The organism is Bradyrhizobium sp. RDI18 (assembly GCF_043203335.1).
Classification (GTDB): Bacteria; Pseudomonadota; Alphaproteobacteria; order Rhizobiales; family Xanthobacteraceae; genus Bradyrhizobium; species Bradyrhizobium retamae.
This window is the reverse complement of sequence record NZ_JBICRN010000008.1, coordinates 5,256,737-5,275,523: the sequence shown is the minus strand read 5'-3', so window position 1 is coordinate 5,275,523 and position 18,787 is coordinate 5,256,737. Positions and strand designations below refer to the sequence as shown.

General features: G+C 62.0%; 16 protein-coding genes, 1 tRNA gene and 3 pseudogenes. 10 read left to right on the top strand and 10 right to left on the bottom strand.

The genetic code is table 11. From position 1 onward, the window contains the following. Window positions 1-17: 17 nt before the first annotated feature. On the top strand, window positions 18-914 hold the full coding sequence (locus ACFXS9_RS34590) for an SDR family oxidoreductase (protein ID WP_392697064.1): 897 nt from the start codon (window positions 18-20) through the stop codon (window positions 912-914). A gap of 76 nt (window positions 915-990) precedes the next feature. Here the strand turns inward: ACFXS9_RS34590 and ACFXS9_RS34585 are convergent, their stop codons facing one another. Next, window positions 991-1,656, bottom strand: coding sequence for a glutathione S-transferase family protein (locus ACFXS9_RS34585; RefSeq protein ID WP_392697061.1), 666 nt, complete (start codon window positions 1,654-1,656; stop codon window positions 991-993). 151 nt (window positions 1,657-1,807) lie between these two features. Here ACFXS9_RS34585 and ACFXS9_RS34580 point away from each other — a divergent pair, with 151 nt between their 5' ends. The 3 genes from ACFXS9_RS34580 (at window position 1,808) to panE (ending at window position 4,125) form a co-directional block, all read left to right on the top strand. Beyond that, window positions 1,808-2,416: a DUF2239 family protein gene (locus ACFXS9_RS34580; protein ID WP_392697058.1), complete on the top strand. Its 609-nt coding sequence runs from the start codon at window positions 1,808-1,810 to the stop codon at window positions 2,414-2,416. Window positions 2,417-2,453: 37 nt separating this feature from the next. Then, complete coding sequence (locus ACFXS9_RS34575; RefSeq protein ID WP_392697055.1) at window positions 2,454-3,059, top strand: 2-hydroxychromene-2-carboxylate isomerase; 606 nt, start codon at window positions 2,454-2,456, stop codon at window positions 3,057-3,059. A gap of 142 nt (window positions 3,060-3,201) precedes the next feature. Next, window positions 3,202-4,125 (top strand): 2-dehydropantoate 2-reductase, encoded by a 924-nt coding sequence (gene panE, locus ACFXS9_RS34570; RefSeq protein WP_392697052.1) that lies wholly within the window; start codon window positions 3,202-3,204, stop codon window positions 4,123-4,125. 51 nt (window positions 4,126-4,176) lie between these two features. On the opposite strand, the gene ACFXS9_RS34565 is transcribed toward panE, so the two are convergent. Beyond that, complete coding sequence (locus tag ACFXS9_RS34565) at window positions 4,177-4,758, bottom strand: c-type cytochrome (RefSeq protein WP_392697049.1); 582 nt, start codon at window positions 4,756-4,758, stop codon at window positions 4,177-4,179. Window positions 4,759-4,844: 86 nt separating this feature from the next. After that, on the bottom strand, window positions 4,845-6,107 hold the full coding sequence (locus ACFXS9_RS34560) for a PQQ-dependent sugar dehydrogenase (RefSeq protein ID WP_392697046.1): 1,263 nt from the start codon (window positions 6,105-6,107) through the stop codon (window positions 4,845-4,847). 409 nt (window positions 6,108-6,516) lie between these two features. On the opposite strand from ACFXS9_RS34560, the gene ACFXS9_RS34555 reads away from it, so the two are divergent. Next, a complete protein-coding gene (locus tag ACFXS9_RS34555) occupies window positions 6,517-9,159 on the top strand; it encodes a DUF2235 domain-containing protein (RefSeq protein ID WP_392697043.1) in 2,643 nt (880 codons plus the stop codon). Between the two features lie 113 nt (window positions 9,160-9,272). Here the strand turns inward: ACFXS9_RS34555 and ACFXS9_RS34550 are convergent. After that, window positions 9,273-9,347: transfer RNA gene (locus tag ACFXS9_RS34550), tRNA-Gly, on the bottom strand. Between the two features lie 458 nt (window positions 9,348-9,805). On the opposite strand from ACFXS9_RS34550, the gene trxA reads away from it, so the two are divergent. Further along, window positions 9,806-10,729, top strand: a complete 924-nt coding sequence (gene trxA, locus ACFXS9_RS34545) for a thioredoxin (protein ID WP_334365751.1) — start codon at window positions 9,806-9,808, stop codon at window positions 10,727-10,729. Between the two features lie 74 nt (window positions 10,730-10,803). Next, window positions 10,804-11,478 (top strand): LON peptidase substrate-binding domain-containing protein, encoded by a 675-nt coding sequence (locus ACFXS9_RS34540; protein ID WP_334365752.1) that lies wholly within the window; start codon window positions 10,804-10,806, stop codon window positions 11,476-11,478. Between the two features lie 82 nt (window positions 11,479-11,560). Here ACFXS9_RS34540 and ACFXS9_RS34535 read toward each other — a convergent pair whose 3' ends face one another. The 4 genes and pseudogenes from ACFXS9_RS34535 to ACFXS9_RS34520 form a co-directional block, all read right to left on the bottom strand. Further along, window positions 11,561-12,340, bottom strand: coding sequence for a putative bifunctional diguanylate cyclase/phosphodiesterase (locus tag ACFXS9_RS34535; protein ID WP_392700169.1), 780 nt, complete (start codon window positions 12,338-12,340; stop codon window positions 11,561-11,563). Between the two features lie 117 nt (window positions 12,341-12,457). Then, a pseudogene (locus tag ACFXS9_RS34530) lies at window positions 12,458-13,156 on the bottom strand (diguanylate cyclase domain-containing protein); the annotation flags it as partial. Window positions 13,157-13,601: 445 nt separating this feature from the next. Next, window positions 13,602-13,868, bottom strand: a pseudogene (locus ACFXS9_RS34525) (MHYT domain-containing protein); the annotation flags it as partial. A 421-nt stretch (window positions 13,869-14,289) separates the two neighbouring features. Then, a complete protein-coding gene (locus ACFXS9_RS34520) occupies window positions 14,290-14,640 on the bottom strand; it encodes a hypothetical protein (protein WP_392697039.1) in 351 nt (116 codons plus the stop codon). A gap of 94 nt (window positions 14,641-14,734) precedes the next feature. Between ACFXS9_RS34520 and ACFXS9_RS34515 the strand changes: the two genes are divergently transcribed. Both ACFXS9_RS34515 and ACFXS9_RS34510 read left to right on the top strand, forming a co-directional pair. Continuing rightward, the gene (locus ACFXS9_RS34515) at window positions 14,735-15,271 is read left to right on the top strand and encodes a TetR/AcrR family transcriptional regulator (protein WP_392697036.1); all 537 of its coding nucleotides are present in this window, start codon (window positions 14,735-14,737) and stop codon (window positions 15,269-15,271) included. 50 nt (window positions 15,272-15,321) lie between these two features. Further along, window positions 15,322-15,519 (top strand): Trm112 family protein, encoded by a 198-nt coding sequence (locus tag ACFXS9_RS34510; RefSeq protein WP_028348355.1) that lies wholly within the window; start codon window positions 15,322-15,324, stop codon window positions 15,517-15,519. Window positions 15,520-15,593: 74 nt separating this feature from the next. Here the strand turns inward: ACFXS9_RS34510 and ACFXS9_RS34505 are convergent. Continuing rightward, a pseudogene (locus ACFXS9_RS34505) lies at window positions 15,594-16,810 on the bottom strand (ubiquinone biosynthesis hydroxylase). A 212-nt stretch (window positions 16,811-17,022) separates the two neighbouring features. Between ACFXS9_RS34505 and tesB the strand changes: the two are divergent. Further along, window positions 17,023-17,883, top strand: coding sequence for an acyl-CoA thioesterase II (gene tesB, locus ACFXS9_RS34500; RefSeq protein WP_028348353.1), 861 nt, complete (start codon window positions 17,023-17,025; stop codon window positions 17,881-17,883). A 13-nt stretch (window positions 17,884-17,896) separates the two neighbouring features. Here tesB and ACFXS9_RS34495 read toward each other — a convergent pair whose 3' ends face one another. Further along, on the bottom strand, window positions 17,897-18,784 hold the full coding sequence (locus tag ACFXS9_RS34495) for a DUF4339 domain-containing protein (RefSeq protein WP_392697032.1): 888 nt from the start codon (window positions 18,782-18,784) through the stop codon (window positions 17,897-17,899). Between the last annotated feature and the right edge of the window lie 3 nt (window positions 18,785-18,787).

The following is an 18,787-nucleotide window of genomic DNA, read 5'->3' as shown; positions in this document are numbered from 1 at the left end:
TCGCAGGAGATTTTCAGATGACATCCCTCAAAGGCAAGACGTTGTTCATCTCCGGCGCCAGTCGCGGCATTGGGCTGGCGATTGCGCTTCGCGCCGCGCGTGACGGCGCCAATGTCGCGATTGCGGCGAAGACCGCCGAGCCGCATCCGAAACTCAAGGGCACGATCTACACCGCGGCGGAAGAAATTCGCGCCGCCGGCGGCAAGGCGCTGCCGGTGCTGTGCGACATCCGCGACGAGGCGCAGGTGATGGCGGCGATCGAGCAGACCGTCGCCGAATTCGGCGGCATCGATATCTGCGTCAACAACGCCAGCGCCATCAGCCTGACCAACTCGCAAGCAACCGACATGAGGCGGTTCGACCTGATGATGGGAATCAACACCCGTGGCACGTTCATGGTGTCGAAATACTGCATTCCGCATCTGAAGAAGGCGGAAAACCCGCACATACTGATGCTGTCGCCGCCGCTCGACATGAAGACGAAATGGTTCGAGCATTCCACCGCCTATACGATGGCCAAGTTCGGCATGAGCATGTGCGTGCTGGGCTTGTCGGGTGAGTTAAAATCCGTCGGCGTCGCCGTCAACGCGCTATGGCCGCGCACCACCATCGCCACCGCCGCGGTCGGCAACCTGCTCGGCGGCGAGGCGATGATGCGCGCCAGTCGCACGCCCGAGATCATGGGCGACGCCGCGCACGCGATCCTGACCAGGCCGGCGCGGGAATTCACCGGACAGTTCTGCATCGACGACAAGGTGCTGTACGCCTCCGGCGTCAGGGATTTCGAGCACTACCGCGTCGATCGGTCCGTGCCGTTGATGTCGGATTTCTTCGTCCCCGACGACGACGTGCCGCCGCCCGGCGTCACCGTGCAGGCGCTGCCCTCAGGCGGCGCCGCGCAGACGTCGCGCTAGAGGCTATGGTTGCTTCGCGGAACCTATCATCGGGCGCGTTCGCGCGACCCATTGGCTCGCAATGACCGAGGAGATGTTACCGCCCGACCACATACGGCCCGCCCTTCTCCAGCGCGCGCGCATAGGCCGGCCGCGCGTGGATGCGTTCGAGAAACGCCATCGCTTTGGGATGGCCCTGCTCCAGCCCGCCGCGCGCCGCGGCGGCTTCCAGCGGAAAGCTCATCTGGATATCGGCGGCGCTGAATTCATTGCCGGCGAACCATTCGCTCTTGCCGAGCTCGCTCTCCCAATAATCCATGTGCTGCTTGAGCTGCGGATTGACCAGGGTGGTCAGCGCCGTGTTGGAGACCTTGCGCACCAGCGGCCGCAGCAGCGCAGGCGCACGCTTCGGCATCAGCGTGAACAGCAGCTTCAAAAGCAGTGGCGACATCGCGGAGCCTTCCGCATAGTGCAGCCAATAAGTGTAGCGCAGCCGCTCCGGCGTGTTCGGCGGCGGGATCAGGCGGCCATTGCCATAAGTGCCGATGATGTATTCGCAGATCGCGCCGGACTCGGCGATCGTATTGCCGTTGTCGGTGATGACGGGCGATTTGCCGAGCGGGTGAATGGTGCGCAGTTCCTTGGGCGCCCGCATGTCCGGCTGGCGCTGATAGCGGACGATCTCGTAAGCGACGCCGAGCTCTTCGAGAAGCCAGAGCACGCGCTGGGAGCGCGAATTGTTGAGATGATGAACCGTCAGCATGGCGTCCCCCTGGAGTTGGCGTGGCGTTGGTGCCAGCCGGAGGATGGAAAGTCGAGACGGCCTTGGGGCCACGCCATATTTTACCCGGGTGATATTGACATCTGAAATTTATCCGGGTAAATATAACGCACGAAAATCCAGAGTATCTCCAATGGCTGACCCGTCTCGCCCCCTGTTCACAGCTTTCATCGGCCCGCAACGCCTGGCGGCCGGCCCACTCGCCGAGGTCGCGCTGGCGGTGATGCAGGCGTCCCGCCGGCCTGCCGTGCTGCCGGTCATCATATTCGCCGACGCGACCGGCCAACCGATCGATCTCGACCTTCGCGGGGCCGAGAGCGACGTAATTGCGCGTCTGCCGCAACCGGCCTCGCCTCCTGATGTCGAAGCCGATGAGGCTGCGGCGATTGAGCCGCGCGGACGGGGGCGGCCCAGGCTCGGCGTGGTCGCGCGCGAGGTGACGCTGTTGCCGCGCCATTGGGAATGGCTCGGGGCGCAGCCCGGCGGCGCGTCGGTGGCGTTGCGCAAGCTCGTCGACGAGGCGCGTCGTGCCAATGGCGATGCGGATCGTGCCCGCGCGGCAAGGGATGCCGCCTATCGCTTCATGTCGGTGATGGCCGGCAACCTCGCCGGCTTCGAGGAAGCCTCGCGGGCGTTGTTCGCCGATGACCGGCGGCGCTTCGTCGCTCTCGTCGCCGGCTGGCCCGACGATATCCGCGACCACGTCGTCAAGCTCGCCTTCAGCGATCGCGCCGAGCCATAGGCGCGGTCACAATGCGCCAAAACATAAGGAGACTGCCGTGAGCTCAAATCCGCAATTCCTGTTCGATTTCGGCAGCCCCAACGCCTTCCTCAGCCATGAAGCGATTCCGGCGATCGAAAAGCGCACCGGCGTGAAGTTCGAATATGTGCCGATCCTGCTCGGCGGCATCTTCAAGGCCACCAACAACAGGTCGCCTGCGGAAACGCTCGCCGGCATCAAGAACAAGCGCGAATTCTACGCGCTGGAGACCGAGCGCTTCGTGAAACGCTTTGGGGTCAAGCCCTATGTCTGGAACCCGTTCTTCCCGGTCAACACGCTGAACCTGATGCGTGCGGCGGTGGCGGCCCAGCACGAAGGCGTGTTCGAGAAATATGTCGATGCTGCCTTCCACCACATGTGGGTCGAGCCAAAGAAGATGGATGATCCCGAAGTCGCTGCCAAGGCGCTGACCTCGTCCGGCCTGGATGCTGCCAAGCTGCTGGCGCGATCGCAGGATGCGGATGTAAAGGCCAGGCTGATCGAGAATACGCAAAACGCGGTCGATCGCGGCGCGTTCGGCTCGCCGACGTTCTTCGTGGGCAAGGAAATGTTCTTCGGCAAGGAACAACTTCGCGAAGTCGAGGAAATGATTTCGGGCAAATAGCTGCTCAGATCAGACCACATGGTAGGCAAGTGAATTGTGAGTGGCGAATAGCGAATAGTTGAGAGTAGATTGCAGCCGGCATCTTACTACTCGCCATCCGCTATTCGCCCCTTCCAAAACCAACAATAAAGGAAGTTGATCGATGCGTATTCTCGTGGTCGGGGCCGGCGCCATCGGCGGCTATTTCGGCGGCAGGCTGCTTCAGGCAGGAAACGACGTGACGTTCCTGGTCCGGCCGAAGCGCGCATCCGAACTCGCAGGCGCAGGTCTCGTCATCAGGAGCCCCGCCGGCGACGTGACGCTCGAGAACCCGCCGACCGTGCAGGCCGACAAGCTCACCGAGACATTCGACGTCGTGCTATTGAGCTGCAAGGCGTTCGACCTGGAGGATGCGATCCAATCTTTTGCTCCTGCGGTCGGGCCGCAAACCGCAATCATCCCGCTGCTCAACGGCATGCTGCACCTCAACGTGCTGGACAAGAAATTCGGGGCCGACCGCGTGCTCGGCGGTCTCTGCGCGATCGCGGTGACGCTCAACGAGGCCCGCGAGGTGGTCCAGCTCGCGCCGATGCAATCGCTAAATATTGGCGAGCGCGACGGCTCGATGTCGGAGCGGGTGCGTGCCATTGCAAAGGTGTTCGACAGCGGCAAGTTCGGCGCCGCGGCCAGCGAACACATCATGCAGGACATGTGGGAGAAGTGGGTTTTCCTTGCTTCGCTCGCAGCCTCCACCTGCCTGATGCGCACCTCAGTCGGCAACATCCTGGCAGTGGCCGGCGGCAAGGATTTTCTGCTCGGCATGCTCGATGAATGCAGCGCGATTGCAAAGGCCTCAGGCTACGAGCCGACGGGACCGTTCTTCCAGCGTACCAGCGGCTTGTTGACCACCGAGGGCTCGCCGATGACCGCCTCGATGTTCCGCGACATCAAAGCGGGACTGCCGGTGGAAGCCGATCATGTGATCGGCGATCTCGTCGCACGCGCCGACGCGGCGAAGATTCCGGTGCCGAAGCTGCGCATCGCCTATACGCATCTCAAAGCGTATGAAAAGCAGCGGGCCGCGTAATCATCCGACTCTATCTCCGTCGTCCCTGCGTTCGCAGGGACGACGAGCCACTCAGAGATGCGCGAGATAATGCGCGAGCGCCTCGATCTCTTCCTCGCTGAGGGAATAGGCGACGTCCGTCATCGCAGCCATCGCGCCGCCGGATCGCACTCCCGATTTGTACTCGCGCAGCGCTTTGACCAGGTATTCCTCGCGCTGGCCGGCGACGCGGGCGACCCCCTTGGTGCCGGCGTAGCTATCGGTGTGGCATGACGCGCAGCGCCGACCAGCGGCCGCCTGCGCGCCCTTTCTGGAGAGATCGGGGTTTTCGTCAGGCTTGGGCGCTTTCGGCGGTTCGAGCGAAGCGTAGTAGGCACCGAGGTTGCGAATATCCTCATTATTGAGCTGTTCGACGATCGGCTGCATCTGTTCGTTCTTGCGGGTGCCTGCACGAAAGAACACGAGCTGCCACTGGATGAATTGATCAGGCTGCGCCGCAAGCGAGGGAGTGTTCTCGATCTGCGAAATGCCGCCCTCGCCATGACAACCGACGCACATCTCGGCTTTCGCCTTGCCGGCCGCGATGTCGGCGGCGCGGGCGAGCGGTACGCAAATCATGATCGCCAGCAGCGACCCCATTAATGCACTTCGCATTTCGACTACTCTCCGCCCGTGCATCAAACAATAAGGGCCGCGGCTACTCGTTCCCGGGCAACCGCAGCCTCTCATTTACTTGGGCGCTACTTCTTGGTGTAGCTGATGCGGTAGATCGCACCGGCCCAGTCGTCGGCCACGAGGATCGAACCGTCCTTGTCCAGCAAGATATCGTTCGGCCGGCCGAGATAGCCCTGGTCGCCTTCGAGCCAGCCGGAGGCAAAGATCTCCGATTTGGCGTTCTTGCCGTCGGCATCGACGATGACGCGCTTGATCCGGGCGCCCTGGTATTTGTGCCTATTCCAGGAGCCATGTTCGGCGATCAGGATGTTGTTCTTGTACTCGGCCGGGAATTGATCGCCGGTATAGAACTTCATGCCCAGCGGCGCGACGTGCGCGCCCAGATTGACGACGGGCGGCGTGAACTCCGAACACTTGTGGCCCATCGCGAATTTCGGGTCCGGCATGTCGCCCTGGTGGCAGTAGGGATAGCCGAAATGCTCGCCGATTCTGGAGATCATGTTGAGCTTGTCGCTCGGCATGTCGTCACTGATCCAGTCACGGGCGTTCTCGGTAAACCAGTATCGCCCGCTGCGTGGATCGATGTCGCCGCCGACGCTGTTGCGGACGCCGAGCGCCCAGATTTCGGCATTGCCGGTCTTGGGATCGACGCGGCGTATTTGCGAAACGCTGGTCGGCGGAATGCCGATGTTGAAGGGAGGACCGAACGGCAGGTAGAACCAGCCATCCTTGTCGACGGTGATGTATTTCCAACCATGGGCGATGTAGGACGGCATGTCGTCATACACCACCTTGCCGGCGCCGAGGTTGTCGAGATTGGCCTCGGCGTTTTCGTATTTGATCAGCTTGTCGACCGCGATGACGTAGAGCGCGCCGTCGAGAAAGGCGAGGCCGGTCGGCATCTTGAGGCCCTTGAGAATGGTCTTGACCTCTTTCTTGCCGCCATTGTCCTTGATCGCATAGACATTGCCGAGGTCGAACGAGCCGACGAACAGCGTGCCCTTGTCGCCCCATGCCATCTGCCGCGCGGACAACACGCCAGACGCATAAACTTCGATCTTGAAGCCGTCGGGCAGCTTGATCTTCTTCATCATCGCCGCCAGTTCTGCGTCCGAGGCGCCGGTCGGCGGCCCTGACGGCGGAGCGAGACCCTTTTGTTGTTCGGTCTCATCGCCGAGGAACCAGTCCGGCGGTGGATTATTCCAGAAGTCCTTGGTGCCGGACTCGTATTTCTTCAGGGCCTTCTGTTGCGCGCTGGCCTGGCTGACCCCCGCGACAACGAAGATGGCTGCGAGCGCAAGAATAGATCGATTGAAAGCCGATTTCATCGCGTCACTCCCCTAGTGCAGCCTGGCGGCTGCGCCTGTTATTATTTGAACGTTCGAGAGGCGAATTTGGTCTGGTGAAGTAGGACAGACCAAAAAATGGTAGCACATCCGCTGCCGGAGAGAAGCGCGCGCCGCGCGGCTCAGTACGACCAAGATAAATTGTGAGACGGATTGCCAAACGCACGTTTGATCCGCTCTTGCACCGCTGCATCGCAATATCTGCGTCGAGCTAACGCGCGAGTGGGCGGCGTTCCACATCAAGTGGACCGCTTGCGCTGTCACCCCATTTGATAAACGAACAGCGCAATTGTGGTCCATTTCATACAGGAGCGGATCAAACCCTGAGAAAACCATTCGGCATATCCTTCAACGTCCGTCTCCCCTCGCCCGGGTTTGAGCGAGCGTCCGTATGGCCAACAAGCGGATCATTCTGCTCTCGGACGGCACCGGCAATTCCGCCGGCAAGGTCTGGCGGACGAACGTCTGGCGTGTGTTTGAATCACTGGATCTGACGAGTTCGCAACAGATTGCGTTCTACGACGACGGGGTCGGCACCTCGTCCTTCAAGCCGTTCGCGATCCTGGGCGGCGCCTTCGGCTTCGGCCTGAAGCGGAACGTGCTCGATATCTACAAGTTTGCCTGCCGCAACTATCGCTCGCATCTGGACTATCTGGCGCTCGAGGCTGCCGCTGCAAAGGCCGAGGGTCGCGAGGAGAGATACGGTCCCTGGCAGAGCGACGACATCTTTGCATTCGGGTTCAGCCGGGGGGCCTTCACCATCCGTGTGGTGAACGGTCTGATCTGCGAACAGGGCCTGGTGAAGTACCAGACCGAAGAAGAACTCGATCGAAAGGTCGCGGCGGCCTACCGGGCGCACCGGGCAGAGACGTTCAAGTCGCAGTTTCAAGTCGAATGGGCTTTTCGAAAGCTGCGCAACCTGTTCGTATCAGCCAAGCACGACAAGAACGAGCGCCCGGTCGATCACATCGCCTTCCTCGGCCTTTGGGATACCGTCGCCGCCTACGGCCTGCCCATCGACGAAATGACCCGTGGCGTCAGCCGGTATCTCTGGCCGCTCGAACTGCCGGACCGGCAGCTCCATCCACTGGTGCGCAAGGCCTGCCATGCGCTCTCGCTCGACGATGAGCGCACCACGTTTCATCCACTGCTGTGGGACGAGAGTCCGGAGACCGTTGTCACCGGTACCCGGAAGACCAGTTCGGAACGGATCACGCAGGTCTGGTTCGCCGGCGTGCATTCCAATGTCGGCGGCGGATATCCGGACGACTCGCTCGCCCATGTGTCGCTGACCTGGATGTTGTCAGAGGCGCGCAGCCGCGGCCTTACCTTGAAGGCGGCGCCGGGAGCCGATCCTGACGCATTTACGCGGGTGAGGTCGACCCAGGACAAGGACGGCCGCATCTACGATTCCCGCAACGGGCTCGGCGGCTACTACCGCTATGGGCCACGGAGCGTGGCCGCGCTGTCGGATACGAAATTTTCCGACGACAAGCGCGATTGCGTGAAGATCGCAATGCCGAAAATCCACGAAAGCGTATTCGACCGGATCTCCGTCGATGCGCATCTCTATGCGCCGGTCGCACTGCCACCGGTCTACGAAATATTGACCTACGACGAGAGGATCGTCACGCCGGACAAGCTGACGGTCCGGTCGGGCAGACCGAAATATGAGAGCCTGGCCTCCGCCCGTCAGCGCGAGCTCACCCAGGAACACGTCGTCGGAAGTTCGATCTGGCGGCGACGCATCATCTATTTCCTGACCGTCATCGCGTCGCTCTATTTGCTGACCTACCCGCTTACATCCACAGCGCCGGCAGCCGCCGAATTCACCACGCCCCTGCGGCCGCTTTCCGACCTCATTCGGATGGTCGGACTCGCCTTGCCGGGCGCGGCCTCACGCTGGATCAATGCCTATGCTAGGGAGCCGCTCTGGTTTGTGCTTTGCGCCAGCCTTGTCGCGGTGCTGCTATGGTTGAGCGCCAGCCTTAAGGACCGGATCACCGATCAGATGCGCCGCGCGTGGCGGGTGAGCCTTGCAAAGGTCGACTTGCACCGGGGCGAATCCAAACCGAGGGTCGGCCTGAGCACATCGCAAATGGTGGTGCTGGCTGGCCTGCTCTTTGTCGCGCTCTATCCGCTACCGGGCTGGACCGGCTACAGCTTGCCAAAGCTGTCGGCCTCGCCGCAGACCTTCATCGACCGGATCACGCACCCCTATTTCCAGTTCTTCGCCTTTGCCGTCCTGGTCACCATGTTGCTCCCCGACAGGACTATCGCGCGCTTCAGACTGAAGGACGCCTACCGGCGATTGCTCACCAACATCAAACTCAAGGTCGCGCCTGCATTCTTTGCGGTTTTCTTCCTGGTCGGCGGCGTCGCTTTCGCCAGCCACTATTTTTTCAACATTCGCGACAGCCTTGGCCACTTCTGCCAGCCAGCGGAAAAGCCAATCACGCTGGAGGTGTGCGACCCCGATGATATGAAGCTGTGCAAGCGCGCGCCCGACGGCAGCTTCCCTGGCACCTGCACGTCGGCGGCGTGCCGCGGGGTCAACTTGGCCGCATTCAACACCGCCGACCTTTGTACGCCTGTTGGCGTCATGCTCGAGAGGCGCGGACATTATCAGTTCATCCTGGAGAAGGATGGCGACTGGTCATTTCTCGGCACGCCTTCGGGCCCGGGTGGAATGCCGCTCCGTGCGTTCCTGCCCAACTGGAAGAAGAACGGTGTAACAACCGATCCGACCGTTCCACTGGGCCGATTCGCTTTGCTGGCGGCAGCTTACCCGCTCAAGCGAACGCTCGACCGGCCCTTTGGCCACGTTATCCTTCGCTACGGCGAGACCGGCAATGAGGAGAACTTCATCGATGGCGAGCCGACGAACGGCCGTCTCGAAGAGAAATTCAGAGCGACCCGCGACGGGCAGTTGTTCGTCTACCTGAACCAGCCGGTCAGCGGCGTCTTTCCCAGTCTGTTTGGCGGCGTGAACTCAGGCAAGGCCAGGATCTGGGTCTATCGCGTCCCGAGGTGAGCGACCGTTGGGAGTAAGGATGCCGCCGCCGGAGGCGCACCCGTAGTCGGGCAAACGAAAGGCCGCCAAATGGCGGCCTGTCGTTGGATCCAGTGTTTGCCGATTTTAGAAATTGGAGCGGGCGAAGGGGCTCGAACCCTCGACCCCGACCTTGGCAAGGTCGTGCTCTACCACTGAGCTACACCCGCATCCGAGATGGCGGCGATCGCTCGCCGTCAACGGCAGACCTATGCCAAATGCGGGCTGCGAATGCAACAGTCCGCGCACGGTCCGACGCTTTTCCGGATAATCCGACTTCTTTAGCCAAATAGGCTCGAATCCGTCCGAAACAACGGCAAAATGGAATTTATCGGGCCTCGTGCCATCGCCGGGAACCCAGAATTAGCCCCCAGCGCGATAGCCCGATTCGCGGGGCCCCTGGGTCCCGGACGGTTCGGAACGCCGGCCGGAGCGGCGGTTGCACCCTTCATTCGCCGAATGTCCCACGGTCAGCACAGCTTGCAGAAGGCGGCGGCGCCCGGAGCGATTGATTTTTGCGGCCAAGCCGCCATCTAGCGAACGAGAACTTGGTTCCGGACCGTGCTAGAAGCAGCGGACCCGCAGCCGATATTCTGCGTTCCTTTTCGAGACATCAGGCGAGGATACCGTGACGATAGTTGAGCAGGGCGGCGGCCCGGCACCGCAGGCAGTACCCGATCTGATCAAGGAGACGACCACCCAGACCTTCGTGAAGGATGTCATCGAGGAATCGAAGCGCCAGCCGGTGCTGATCGACTTCTGGGCGCCCTGGTGCGGTCCCTGCCGTCAGCTCACGCCGGTGCTGGAAAAGGCGGTTCGGGCCGCCAAGGGTAAGGTCAAACTGGTCAAGATGAATATCGACGAGCATCCAGCCATTCCGGGCCAGATGGGCATTCAGTCGATCCCGGCGGTGATCGCGTTCGTGGGTGGCCAACCCGCCGACGGTTTCATGGGCGCGGTGCCGGAGAGCCAGGTCAACGCCTTCATCGACAAGCTCACCAAGGGCATGACGGCGCCGGGTGAGCCGAACATTGCAGAAATCCTGAAAGAGGCCGAGGCCGTGCTGGCGGAAGGCGATCCGGCCGCCGCAGCACAGATTTATGCCGAGATACTCGGTTTCGATGCCACCAATATCGCCGCGCTGGCGGGACTGGCGAAGTGCTACGTGACGACGGGTGCCGTCGAACAAGCCAAGCAGACGCTAGCGATGGTGCCGGAATCGAAGCGCAACGATGCCGCCGTCAAGGCGGTGCAGGCCTCGATCGACCTTGCCGAGCAGGCCCAGTCGGTCGGCCCGGTGACCGAGCTCGAACAAAAGGTCGCCGCAAACCCGCTCGACCATCAGGCGCGATTCGACTTGGCGACGGCGCTCAATGCGCTCGGCAAGCGCGCGGAGGCGACCAACCAATTGCTGGAAATCGTCAAGCGCGATCGGAAGTGGAACGACGACGGCGCGCGCAAGCAGCTCGTGCAGTTCTTCGAGGCGTGGGGCGGCACCGACGAGGCAACCGTCGAGGGACGCAAGCGGCTGTCGACGATCCTATTCTCGTAGGACGTATTCCGCGCGTGGAACATGGTTTTGTGAAGAGAACACCCACCGAACCAACGAACTGACCGGGACTGCAGATGCCGATCAATGCCGAATACCGCGGACCCGGCGAGCTTCCCGAAATCATTCCGGTATTTCCGTTGCCGGGCGCGCTGTTGCTGCCCCGCGGCCAGATGCCGCTCAATATTTTCGAGCCGCGCTATCTGGCGATGGTGGACGACGCGCTGCGCGACGGCCACCGGCTGATCGGGATGATCCAGCCGGACATTTCCCACTCCAGGGACGAGACAAGGCCGGTGCTGTTCCAGGTTGGCTGCGTCGGCCGCATCACCCAGCTCGCCGAATCCGGCGACGGCCGCTACATCCTCGAATTGACCGGGGTCGCGCGCTTCAAGGTGGTCGAGGAAATCGCAGCACTGACGACGTACAGGCAATGCAAGGTGGACTTCTTCCCCTATGCCGACGATTTCGTCGCGCGCAAAGGCGAGGAGGAAGTCGACCGCACGGCGTTGCTCGACGTGCTGAACGACTTTCTAAAAGCCAACAATCTGAAGGTGGATTGGGAAGGTATCGAGAGCGCACCGAACGAGGCGCTGGTCAACGCGCTCGCGATGATGTCGCCGTATGGTCCGGCGGAGAAGCAGGCGATGCTGGAGGCGCCGGACCTGAAAACCCGCGCCGAGATCCTGATTGCGGTGACCGAAATGGACCTCGCCAAGAAGCGCACCAGCGGCGACACCGGGCTGCAGTAGATGCAAGCCACTTGCCAAGCGGGTCAGCCGCGTTGCGAGGCCTGCGCGCCGCTAATCCGCATATGCTCTGCTTGACCCCCGTTCAGTGCGCCATGCTCCCGGCACTTTTGCGCCGTCGCGCCGGCTGAGCCTGGGGCCGCACCATTGACAGAACGCTGGCGCCACTCATTGGTCGGCCAAGATAGTAACCCTGCATTTCAGTGCATGCCTCTGCATGGAGGATTTCGAGCTGTCCTTCGGTTTCGACTCCTTCGGCCGTCGTCGTCCTGCCGAGATTGACCGCAAATCGAACCACCGCGCGAGCAATCAGGCGCGATTCCTCCTTTGCGTCCGTCAATGCGTTGACGAAGCTGCGATCGATCTTGATCTTGTCGAATGGAAACCTCTGAACGAGGCTTAGCGATGAATAGCCGGTCCCAAAATCGTCCAGGGCGATTCGCACACCCATTTTGTGCAACTGATCGAGCGCAGCGAACACAGTCTCGCTGTCATGCATGGTGACCGTCTCGGTGACCTCGAGCTCAAGTCTTTGTGGCGCAATTCCCGAATTCGCGAGCGCCGCCACGATGATCGAAACCAGCTCTTTGCTTCTGAATTGAGCGGGTGACAGGTTTACTGCGATCCGCAGATCGGTGGGCCATTTGGCCGCCTCCGCACAGGCGGCCTTCAGCACCCATTCTCCGAGAGGCACGATCAAGCCGGTTTCTTCCGCAAGCGGGATAAAGTCGGCAGGCATGACCAGGCCGCGCTGAGGATGATGCCAGCGCAACAGCGCCTCAAAGCCGCTGGTTTCTCCGCTCGCAACATTGACAATCGGCTGGTAGTGGAGCTCGAATTCACCCTTGGCAAGCGCATCACGCATATCGCGCTCCAGGTTGCGCCGGGCACGCATGAGTTGGTCCAGCTCGGGCTCGAAGAAGCGGAATGCGCCGCGTCCGCCGCTCTTGGCGGAATAGAGCGCGAGATCTGCGCTCTTCAGGATCTCGTCAGGGCTGGTTCCGTCGCGCGGCGCGATCGCAATGCCGATGCTGGTGCCGATGGTCACCCGATGGTCGCCGAGATCGAAAGGTTCGCAGAGCGCGTGGCTGATTTTCTCGGCGAGGGCCGTGGCTTCGACGACGGGATTGGTCACGTAGTCGATAACGGCGAACTCGTCGCCGCCCAGCCGTGCAATCAGGGCCGTATCGCGGATGCATTCGAGCAGCCGCGCGCCGACGGCTTGCAGCAGCTTGTCACCTGTCGGATGACCGAGCGTGTCGTTGACTTCCTTGAAGCGATCGAGATCGAGCATCAAGACGGCAAGACCGGATCCGCCCTCGCGGATGATTGCAAGAGCGTGCTCCATGCGCACTCTCAGCCGTACGCGATTTGGCAGGTCGGTCAGCGCGTCATGCTGGGCCATATGGATGATCCGGGCTTCGGAGCGCCGCTGCTCGGTGACGTCAAGGTGCGTCGCCACCCACCCGCCGCCTGCCATTGGCTGTCGGGTCACGCAGATCAGCCGGCCATCGGCAAACTCGTCGATGCGGCTTGCGGTTGCGTTCACCGGCAGCGCGTTGATGGTCGAGACTAATTGCTGCGCAGCCTCGCCCTTGAGGATCCCGGTGGCGATGCGATGCTGGATGATCTCGCGGTGCGGTGTCCCCGCTCCCAGCAGTTCCGGCGGCAGCCTGTACATTTCGGCATAGCGGGCATTGCAGACGACGAGCCGCTTTTTCTGCATCGAACATGCAGAGGCCCTCACCCATGTGATTAATGGCTGTGTCCAGCCTGAGCTTCTGTTCTTGCAGTTCTCGCTGAGAGCGTTCGACCTGCTGCCGGGCGACCGAAAGCTGGCTGATTATTTCCTCGAATTTGCTGGTGCGGCTGGCGAGGCGGCGATCCGCCAACACGCCAATCAGGCTCATTCCGAGCACCGATAAAGCCACGCCGGCGATCGCCAGGGCAAGGAAGCCGGGAGAGAGCGACAGCGTGTGGGATGTCTGCGTCGGGTCGGGAACGATCTGCACCGCGCCCATGGCGGTGAAATGATGCGAGACAATTGCAAGCGTCAGCATGAGCGCCGCTGCCAGCGTGCCCCATTTTTCCTTATAGCCAAGCGCAATCGCCAGCGCGGCAGAACTGAAGAATATGCCGAGGCCGATCGAGACAAGCACGAGGTCGAGCGACCAGGTTACGTGGCCCGGCACTTCGAGCGCCCACATGCCGAGATAGTGCATGCTCGCAATGCCTGCGCCTATGACGGCACCGCCGGCTGCCGCGCGCCACCGTCCGGAATTCCTGACAGCCAGTCCAAAGCCACTGGATGTCAGTATCATCGCTGCGGCAAGCGACAGCGCCGTCAGGACGAGGCCGTAGTCGGTTGATACGCCAGGCTCGTAAGCGAGCATTGCGACGAAATGCGTCGCCCAGATTCCGTATCCGATCGCAGCGCCGGCAATTGCAATCCAGATCAGCCGCGTTCGGGCCTGTGAAGCAATTGCGCGATGAAAGATGTTGATGGCAACAGTGCTGGAAACGAGGCAAACCAAACCAGCGAGCAGAACAAGCCGCCAATCGTGCTCGGCAATAAGGCAATTGAAAACGCGGAACATATTGCGGGCCCCATCGTCAATACTGCCGATGAAAGCGCGGAATAGGCATTGTCCCGTTAATTTCGTGCAATACCGGGTTCCATGCTTATTGGGCCGTAAATGCAATCGGCGCAATGACCGCCGAATCCCCGTAAAACCACTGGAGGCTTGTTACCTTAATACCGTATTGATTGCGCAACAGGTCGAGCGACGTGGCACTGGTTGCCAGGAGCGTGGGCTAGTATCCCGCAATTGCCAGTACTACGACGGCGCCAAGGGCTTTCCAGCCGAAGCCGCGGCCGCGCGACCACCACGCATTGGCGGCGGCGGCAAAGGCGTAGACCGCGACGATCGTTGCGACGATCCAGTGCCGCGCGCTCTCCGATCCAAACGAGGGCGCGGCAATCAGCAGTACTCCGCCGCCGATCCAGGCCACCGTACCCGCCTGCCATACCAGGCGAATGAGGGTGCGCAGGCTTTCGGGCTGGATGGTCGCCTTGGCGAACACTTTGGTTTCCCCGAGCACGCCATGGATCACGGCCACCGCTATGCCGGCGACGCCGGCGCATTGCAAAATGAGATCGCGCATCGATAACGTCCTCCATACACTAGTGTATGGTTATGCGCTGCGTTCTGGCGCCTGTCAATACAGTGGTGTATGGTGGTAAGATCGCGGAACCCAGATGGGCAATCAACTAGCGGCAAAGGACTGGCTCGATCAGGGCCTGAAGACGTTGGCGATCCGTGGCTTCACCGCACTGAAGGCGGAGCCTTTGGCGAAGACGATGGGAGTGTCGCGCGGCAGCTTCTATTGGCATTTCGCCGATATCGGCGCGTTCCATGCCGCTATACTCGCGCGCTGGCATGAGGTCGCGGCCGAGCAGATCATCGCCAATGTCGAGGCGGCCTCGAAGGACGAGAACCCGCTCGCGCTGCTGCTGCGCCGCGTGTTCGGCGAACGGCTGATGCTGGAACGGGCGGTCCGCACCTGGGCGAGCGTCGATCCCGCCGCCCGCGCCGCCGTGCAGGCGATCGACCGGCGCCGGCTCGGCTATGTCGAAGGTCTTTTGACGCAATCCGGATTGTCGACGGATGTGGCCCGGGCCCGGGCGCAAATCCTGTATTGGGCATTTCTCGGCTTTGCGCTATCGGACCAGCCGTTGTCGAAAGCACGCCAAGAGGCCGTGGTCGACGAATTGGTACGGATGTCAGCGTCATGACACCCCGCGATTTGGTATGCTAAGGGACTACGCATATCTGGAGAGAGTAAATGACAGCCCCACCCGAACGCCTCGACGGCACCGTCGATCGAAAGTTGCTGGAGATCCTGGTCTGTCCGGTGACCAAGGGTCCGCTCGAATTCGATTCGAACCGGCAGGAATTGATTTCGCGTTCCGCCAAGCTCGCCTATCCGATCCGCGATGGCATCCCGATCATGCTGCCGGAAGAGGCGCGGAAGATCGAGTGACGAAGCCGGCGAATGGTCAGTGGTGAATAGCGAATGGTCCATTCATTCGCCACTCCCTATTCGCCATTCGCCTTCTACAGCGCCTCGCCCTTCAACAGTCGCGGCACCTCGCCCGACAATCCGGCTGCCTGGCGGATGAACAAGTTCTTCAGCGGCGGCGCGCGATCGACAAGGCCGAGCCCGATATCCCGCACGGTGCGCAGCAGCGTCGATTCGTTCGAGAACAGAAAATTCAGCGAGTTGGTCGCAACGCCCATCGCCATGGTGTCGAACCGCCGCCAGCGCTGGTAGCGGTCGAGCACATCGGCCTGCCCGGGATCGATGCCGAGCCGAGCCGCATCGACCACGACTTCGGCCAGCGCCGCGACGTCCTTCAGGCCCATATTGAGCCCCTGCCCCGCGATCGGATGAATCACATGCGCGGCGTCGCCGACCAGCGCCAGCCGCTCGGCGATGAACGAGCGCGCAACGAAATAGCCGAGCGGAAACGCGCGCGGCTTGTCGAGCGCCTTGATCTCCCCGAGATGCAGCCCGAAGCGCTTCTCGAGCTCATCGTGGAATTCGGCCTCGCCAAGCGCAGTGATGCGTGCGGCCTCGGTGCGGCTCTCGGTCCACACCAGCGACGAGCGCTTTCCACTCAGCGGCAGGATCGCGAACGGACCCGCCGGGAGAAAATGCTCTTCGGCACGACCGTGATGATCCCGCTCATGGCCGACGGTGACGACGATGCCGGATTGATCGTAGTCCCAGCCATGGGTGGCAATGCCGGCGCGCTCGCGCAGTTTCGAGCGCGCGCCGTCGGCGGCGACCAGCAGGCTTGCCTCGATGACACCGCCGTCGGCGAGCGTCACGGTGACGCCATCGGAACGTGATTCGTAGGTCGAAACCGCCGTGGCCCGGAGATCGATGCCTTCGGCTTCGGCGCGCTCGACCAGCGCGTCGATCAGGCGGCGATTCTCGACCATGTGGGCAAACGGCTCGCCGGGTTCGACATCTCCCGCAAACGTGAGGAATACCGGGCGTGTCGCGTCATCCAGCCTGGAATCGGTAACGACCATGTCGAGGATGGCTTGCGGATCCGATACCTGATCCCAGACGCCGAGCGTCTCGAAAAGCCGCCGGCAGGCGGCCACAATGGCGGTCGCGCGTGGGTCGCGGCTCGGCCGCACCCCCAGCGCGGGATCGGCGACGATAACGGAATCTCTGCGCCAAGGCCCTGGCGGAGCGCCAGCGCTAACGCCAGCCCGGCGAAGGCGCCGCCGCAGATGACAATACTTCGCTGTGCCGCCATGCGATCCGTACCCAGTTATGCCCTCAGACCAGACTTGCTACCTGATAATAGCTGGGCGAAACAGGGCCGAGAACAAGGTTAAGCCGTCATTCCGGGGCGATACGCGGTATCGAACTATGGGGCGCCCTTGCGCCCCTGAGAATCTCGAGATTCCGGGTCTGGTCCTTCGGACCATCCCGGAATGACGCTGGAATCCAACCGAAAGCACCACCATGTCCAAAGGCCTGATTGACCTGATTTCCATCCTCGATCTGGAGCCGCTCGAGGTGAACCTGTTCCGCGGCAACAGCCCGAAGACGAGCTGGCAGCGGGTGTTCGGCGGACAGGTGATCGGGCAGGCCATGGTCGCGGCATGCCGTACCGTCGAAGGCCGCCTGCCGCATTCAATCCATTGTTATTTCATCCTGCCCGGCGATCCGCAGATTCCGATCATCTACGAGGTCGAGCGGCTGCGCGACGGCAAAAGCTATTCGACGAGGCGCGTCACCGCGATCCAGCACGGCAATGCGATCTTCTCGATCATGGTCTCATTCCATGCCGAGGAGGAAGGCGCCTTCGACCATCAGGACAAGATGCCTGACGTGCCGCCTCCGGAGAAACTCACCGCCGAGGAAGTGGCAAAACAGCCGATGTTCCGCGAGATGCCGGAATTCATCCGCCGCTATTACGAATCCGACCGGCCGATCGAACTGCGCCCGGTCGAGCTCGGCCGCTATTTCGGCCAGAAGATCGAGGACGGGCGCATCCATGTCTGGATCCGCACAGCGGCCAAGCTGCCCGACGATCCGGCGCTGCACATGTGCGCGCTGGCCTATGCATCGGATTTCTCGCTGCTCGACGCGGTGATGGCGCGCTACGGCCGCACGCTGTTTGACAAGCGCATGATGCCGGCGAGCCTCGACCACGCGATGTGGTTTCACCGGCCGTTTCGCGCCGACGAATGGCTACTCTACGCGCAGGATTCGCCGAGCGCGCAGGACGGCCGCGGATTGACCCGCGGCCTGATCTTCAAGCCTGACGGCACACTGGTGGCGTCGGTCGCCCAGGAAGGCTCGGTTCGCCAGCGCAAGTAAGAGCGCCGGCGCGTTAGGCGTTCGCGAGCGTTCCGCGTTCGGCCAGCGCGAATTGCGACGCGTACCAGCGTGCGTACCAGGCCAGCATCCACGGGATCGGAATGATGAAGATGCAGGCGATCACGAACACGATGGTCCGCCACAACACTTCCAGTCCGGACGCGGTGAAGATGACCTCGCGCTGCGTGCCGTCGATGTTGCGGCAGATCCAGCGCATCCAGGCCGTGACCACCCAGGCCCAGCCGACGATGGTAATGAAGGATACATACAACAGTACATGCCAGCCGACATAACCCAACGCGCTGCCGTTGAAGGCGATCGGAAGCGGCTGGTCGTTGGAACTCAGGTTGGAAGCAATCCAGCGAATGACCATCCAGGCCAGCACGGCCTGAATCGGGATCGAGAGGTATTGCAGGTAATAAAGGTCGGCCGAGCCCGCATAGGTCAAAATGCCGATGGCGATGAAGACGTACCAGATGTCGAGGGGCTGGCCGGTGAAAGCAAGGTTCGGCCGGCCCGGCACGTAGAGCCGGGAAAAGATCCAGCGATAGAACCAGGTCGCAACCCAGGGCGCGGGAATCACCAGCACCATGCCGATGACGAACAACAGGCTGCGCCCGAGAAGCTCCCACAGGCCCACATCGATCGACAACGCACCGCCGCCGTACCCTCCGACTGCAGCCGTAGGCGGGCCACCAGGTTGCGTGAAGGCGGGCGGGCCCGATCCGCCGGGTATCATCCCCGGGATTTCTCCTGCCCGCTGCCAGCCCGACATTCCCTCGGTCCAGACCAGAGTATCCGCCCCGACCATGCCGCGGGTGATGAGGTCGCGAAGCTGGGGCTCCGGATAAGGGCCCTGTTGCTGGCCGTTGGCTGCATAAAACCACGATCGGTTCGACATTTT

Bases quoted from the DNA above. Each gene is read 5' to 3' on its own strand.
- ACFXS9_RS34580 (WP_392697058.1), top strand. From the start codon at position 1,808: ATGGCTGACCCGTCTCGCCCCCTGTTCACAGCTTTCATCGGCCCGCAA.
- ACFXS9_RS34510 (WP_028348355.1), top strand. From the start codon at position 15,322: ATGACAGCCCCACCCGAACGCCTCGACGGCACCGTCGATCGAAAGTTG.
- ACFXS9_RS34565 (WP_392697049.1), bottom strand. From the start codon at position 4,758: ATGCGAAGTGCATTAATGGGGTCGCTGCTGGCGATCATGATTTGCGTA.
- ACFXS9_RS34540 (WP_334365752.1), top strand. From the start codon at position 10,804: ATGCCGATCAATGCCGAATACCGCGGACCCGGCGAGCTTCCCGAAATC.
- ACFXS9_RS34555 (WP_392697043.1), top strand. From the start codon at position 6,517: ATGGCCAACAAGCGGATCATTCTGCTCTCGGACGGCACCGGCAATTCC.
- ACFXS9_RS34515 (WP_392697036.1), top strand. From the start codon at position 14,735: ATGGGCAATCAACTAGCGGCAAAGGACTGGCTCGATCAGGGCCTGAAG.
- ACFXS9_RS34560 (WP_392697046.1), bottom strand. From the start codon at position 6,107: ATGAAATCGGCTTTCAATCGATCTATTCTTGCGCTCGCAGCCATCTTC.
- ACFXS9_RS34590 (WP_392697064.1), top strand. From the start codon at position 18: ATGACATCCCTCAAAGGCAAGACGTTGTTCATCTCCGGCGCCAGTCGC.
- ACFXS9_RS34585 (WP_392697061.1), bottom strand. From the start codon at position 1,656: ATGCTGACGGTTCATCATCTCAACAATTCGCGCTCCCAGCGCGTGCTC.
- ACFXS9_RS34520 (WP_392697039.1), bottom strand. From the start codon at position 14,640: ATGCGCGATCTCATTTTGCAATGCGCCGGCGTCGCCGGCATAGCGGTG.
- ACFXS9_RS34495 (WP_392697032.1), bottom strand. From the start codon at position 18,784: ATGTCGAACCGATCGTGGTTTTATGCAGCCAACGGCCAGCAACAGGGC.
- panE (WP_392697052.1), top strand. From the start codon at position 3,202: ATGCGTATTCTCGTGGTCGGGGCCGGCGCCATCGGCGGCTATTTCGGC.
- ACFXS9_RS34535 (WP_392700169.1), bottom strand. From the start codon at position 12,340: ATGCGTGATGCGCTTGCCAAGGGTGAATTCGAGCTCCACTACCAGCCG.
- tesB (WP_028348353.1), top strand. From the start codon at position 17,023: ATGTCCAAAGGCCTGATTGACCTGATTTCCATCCTCGATCTGGAGCCG.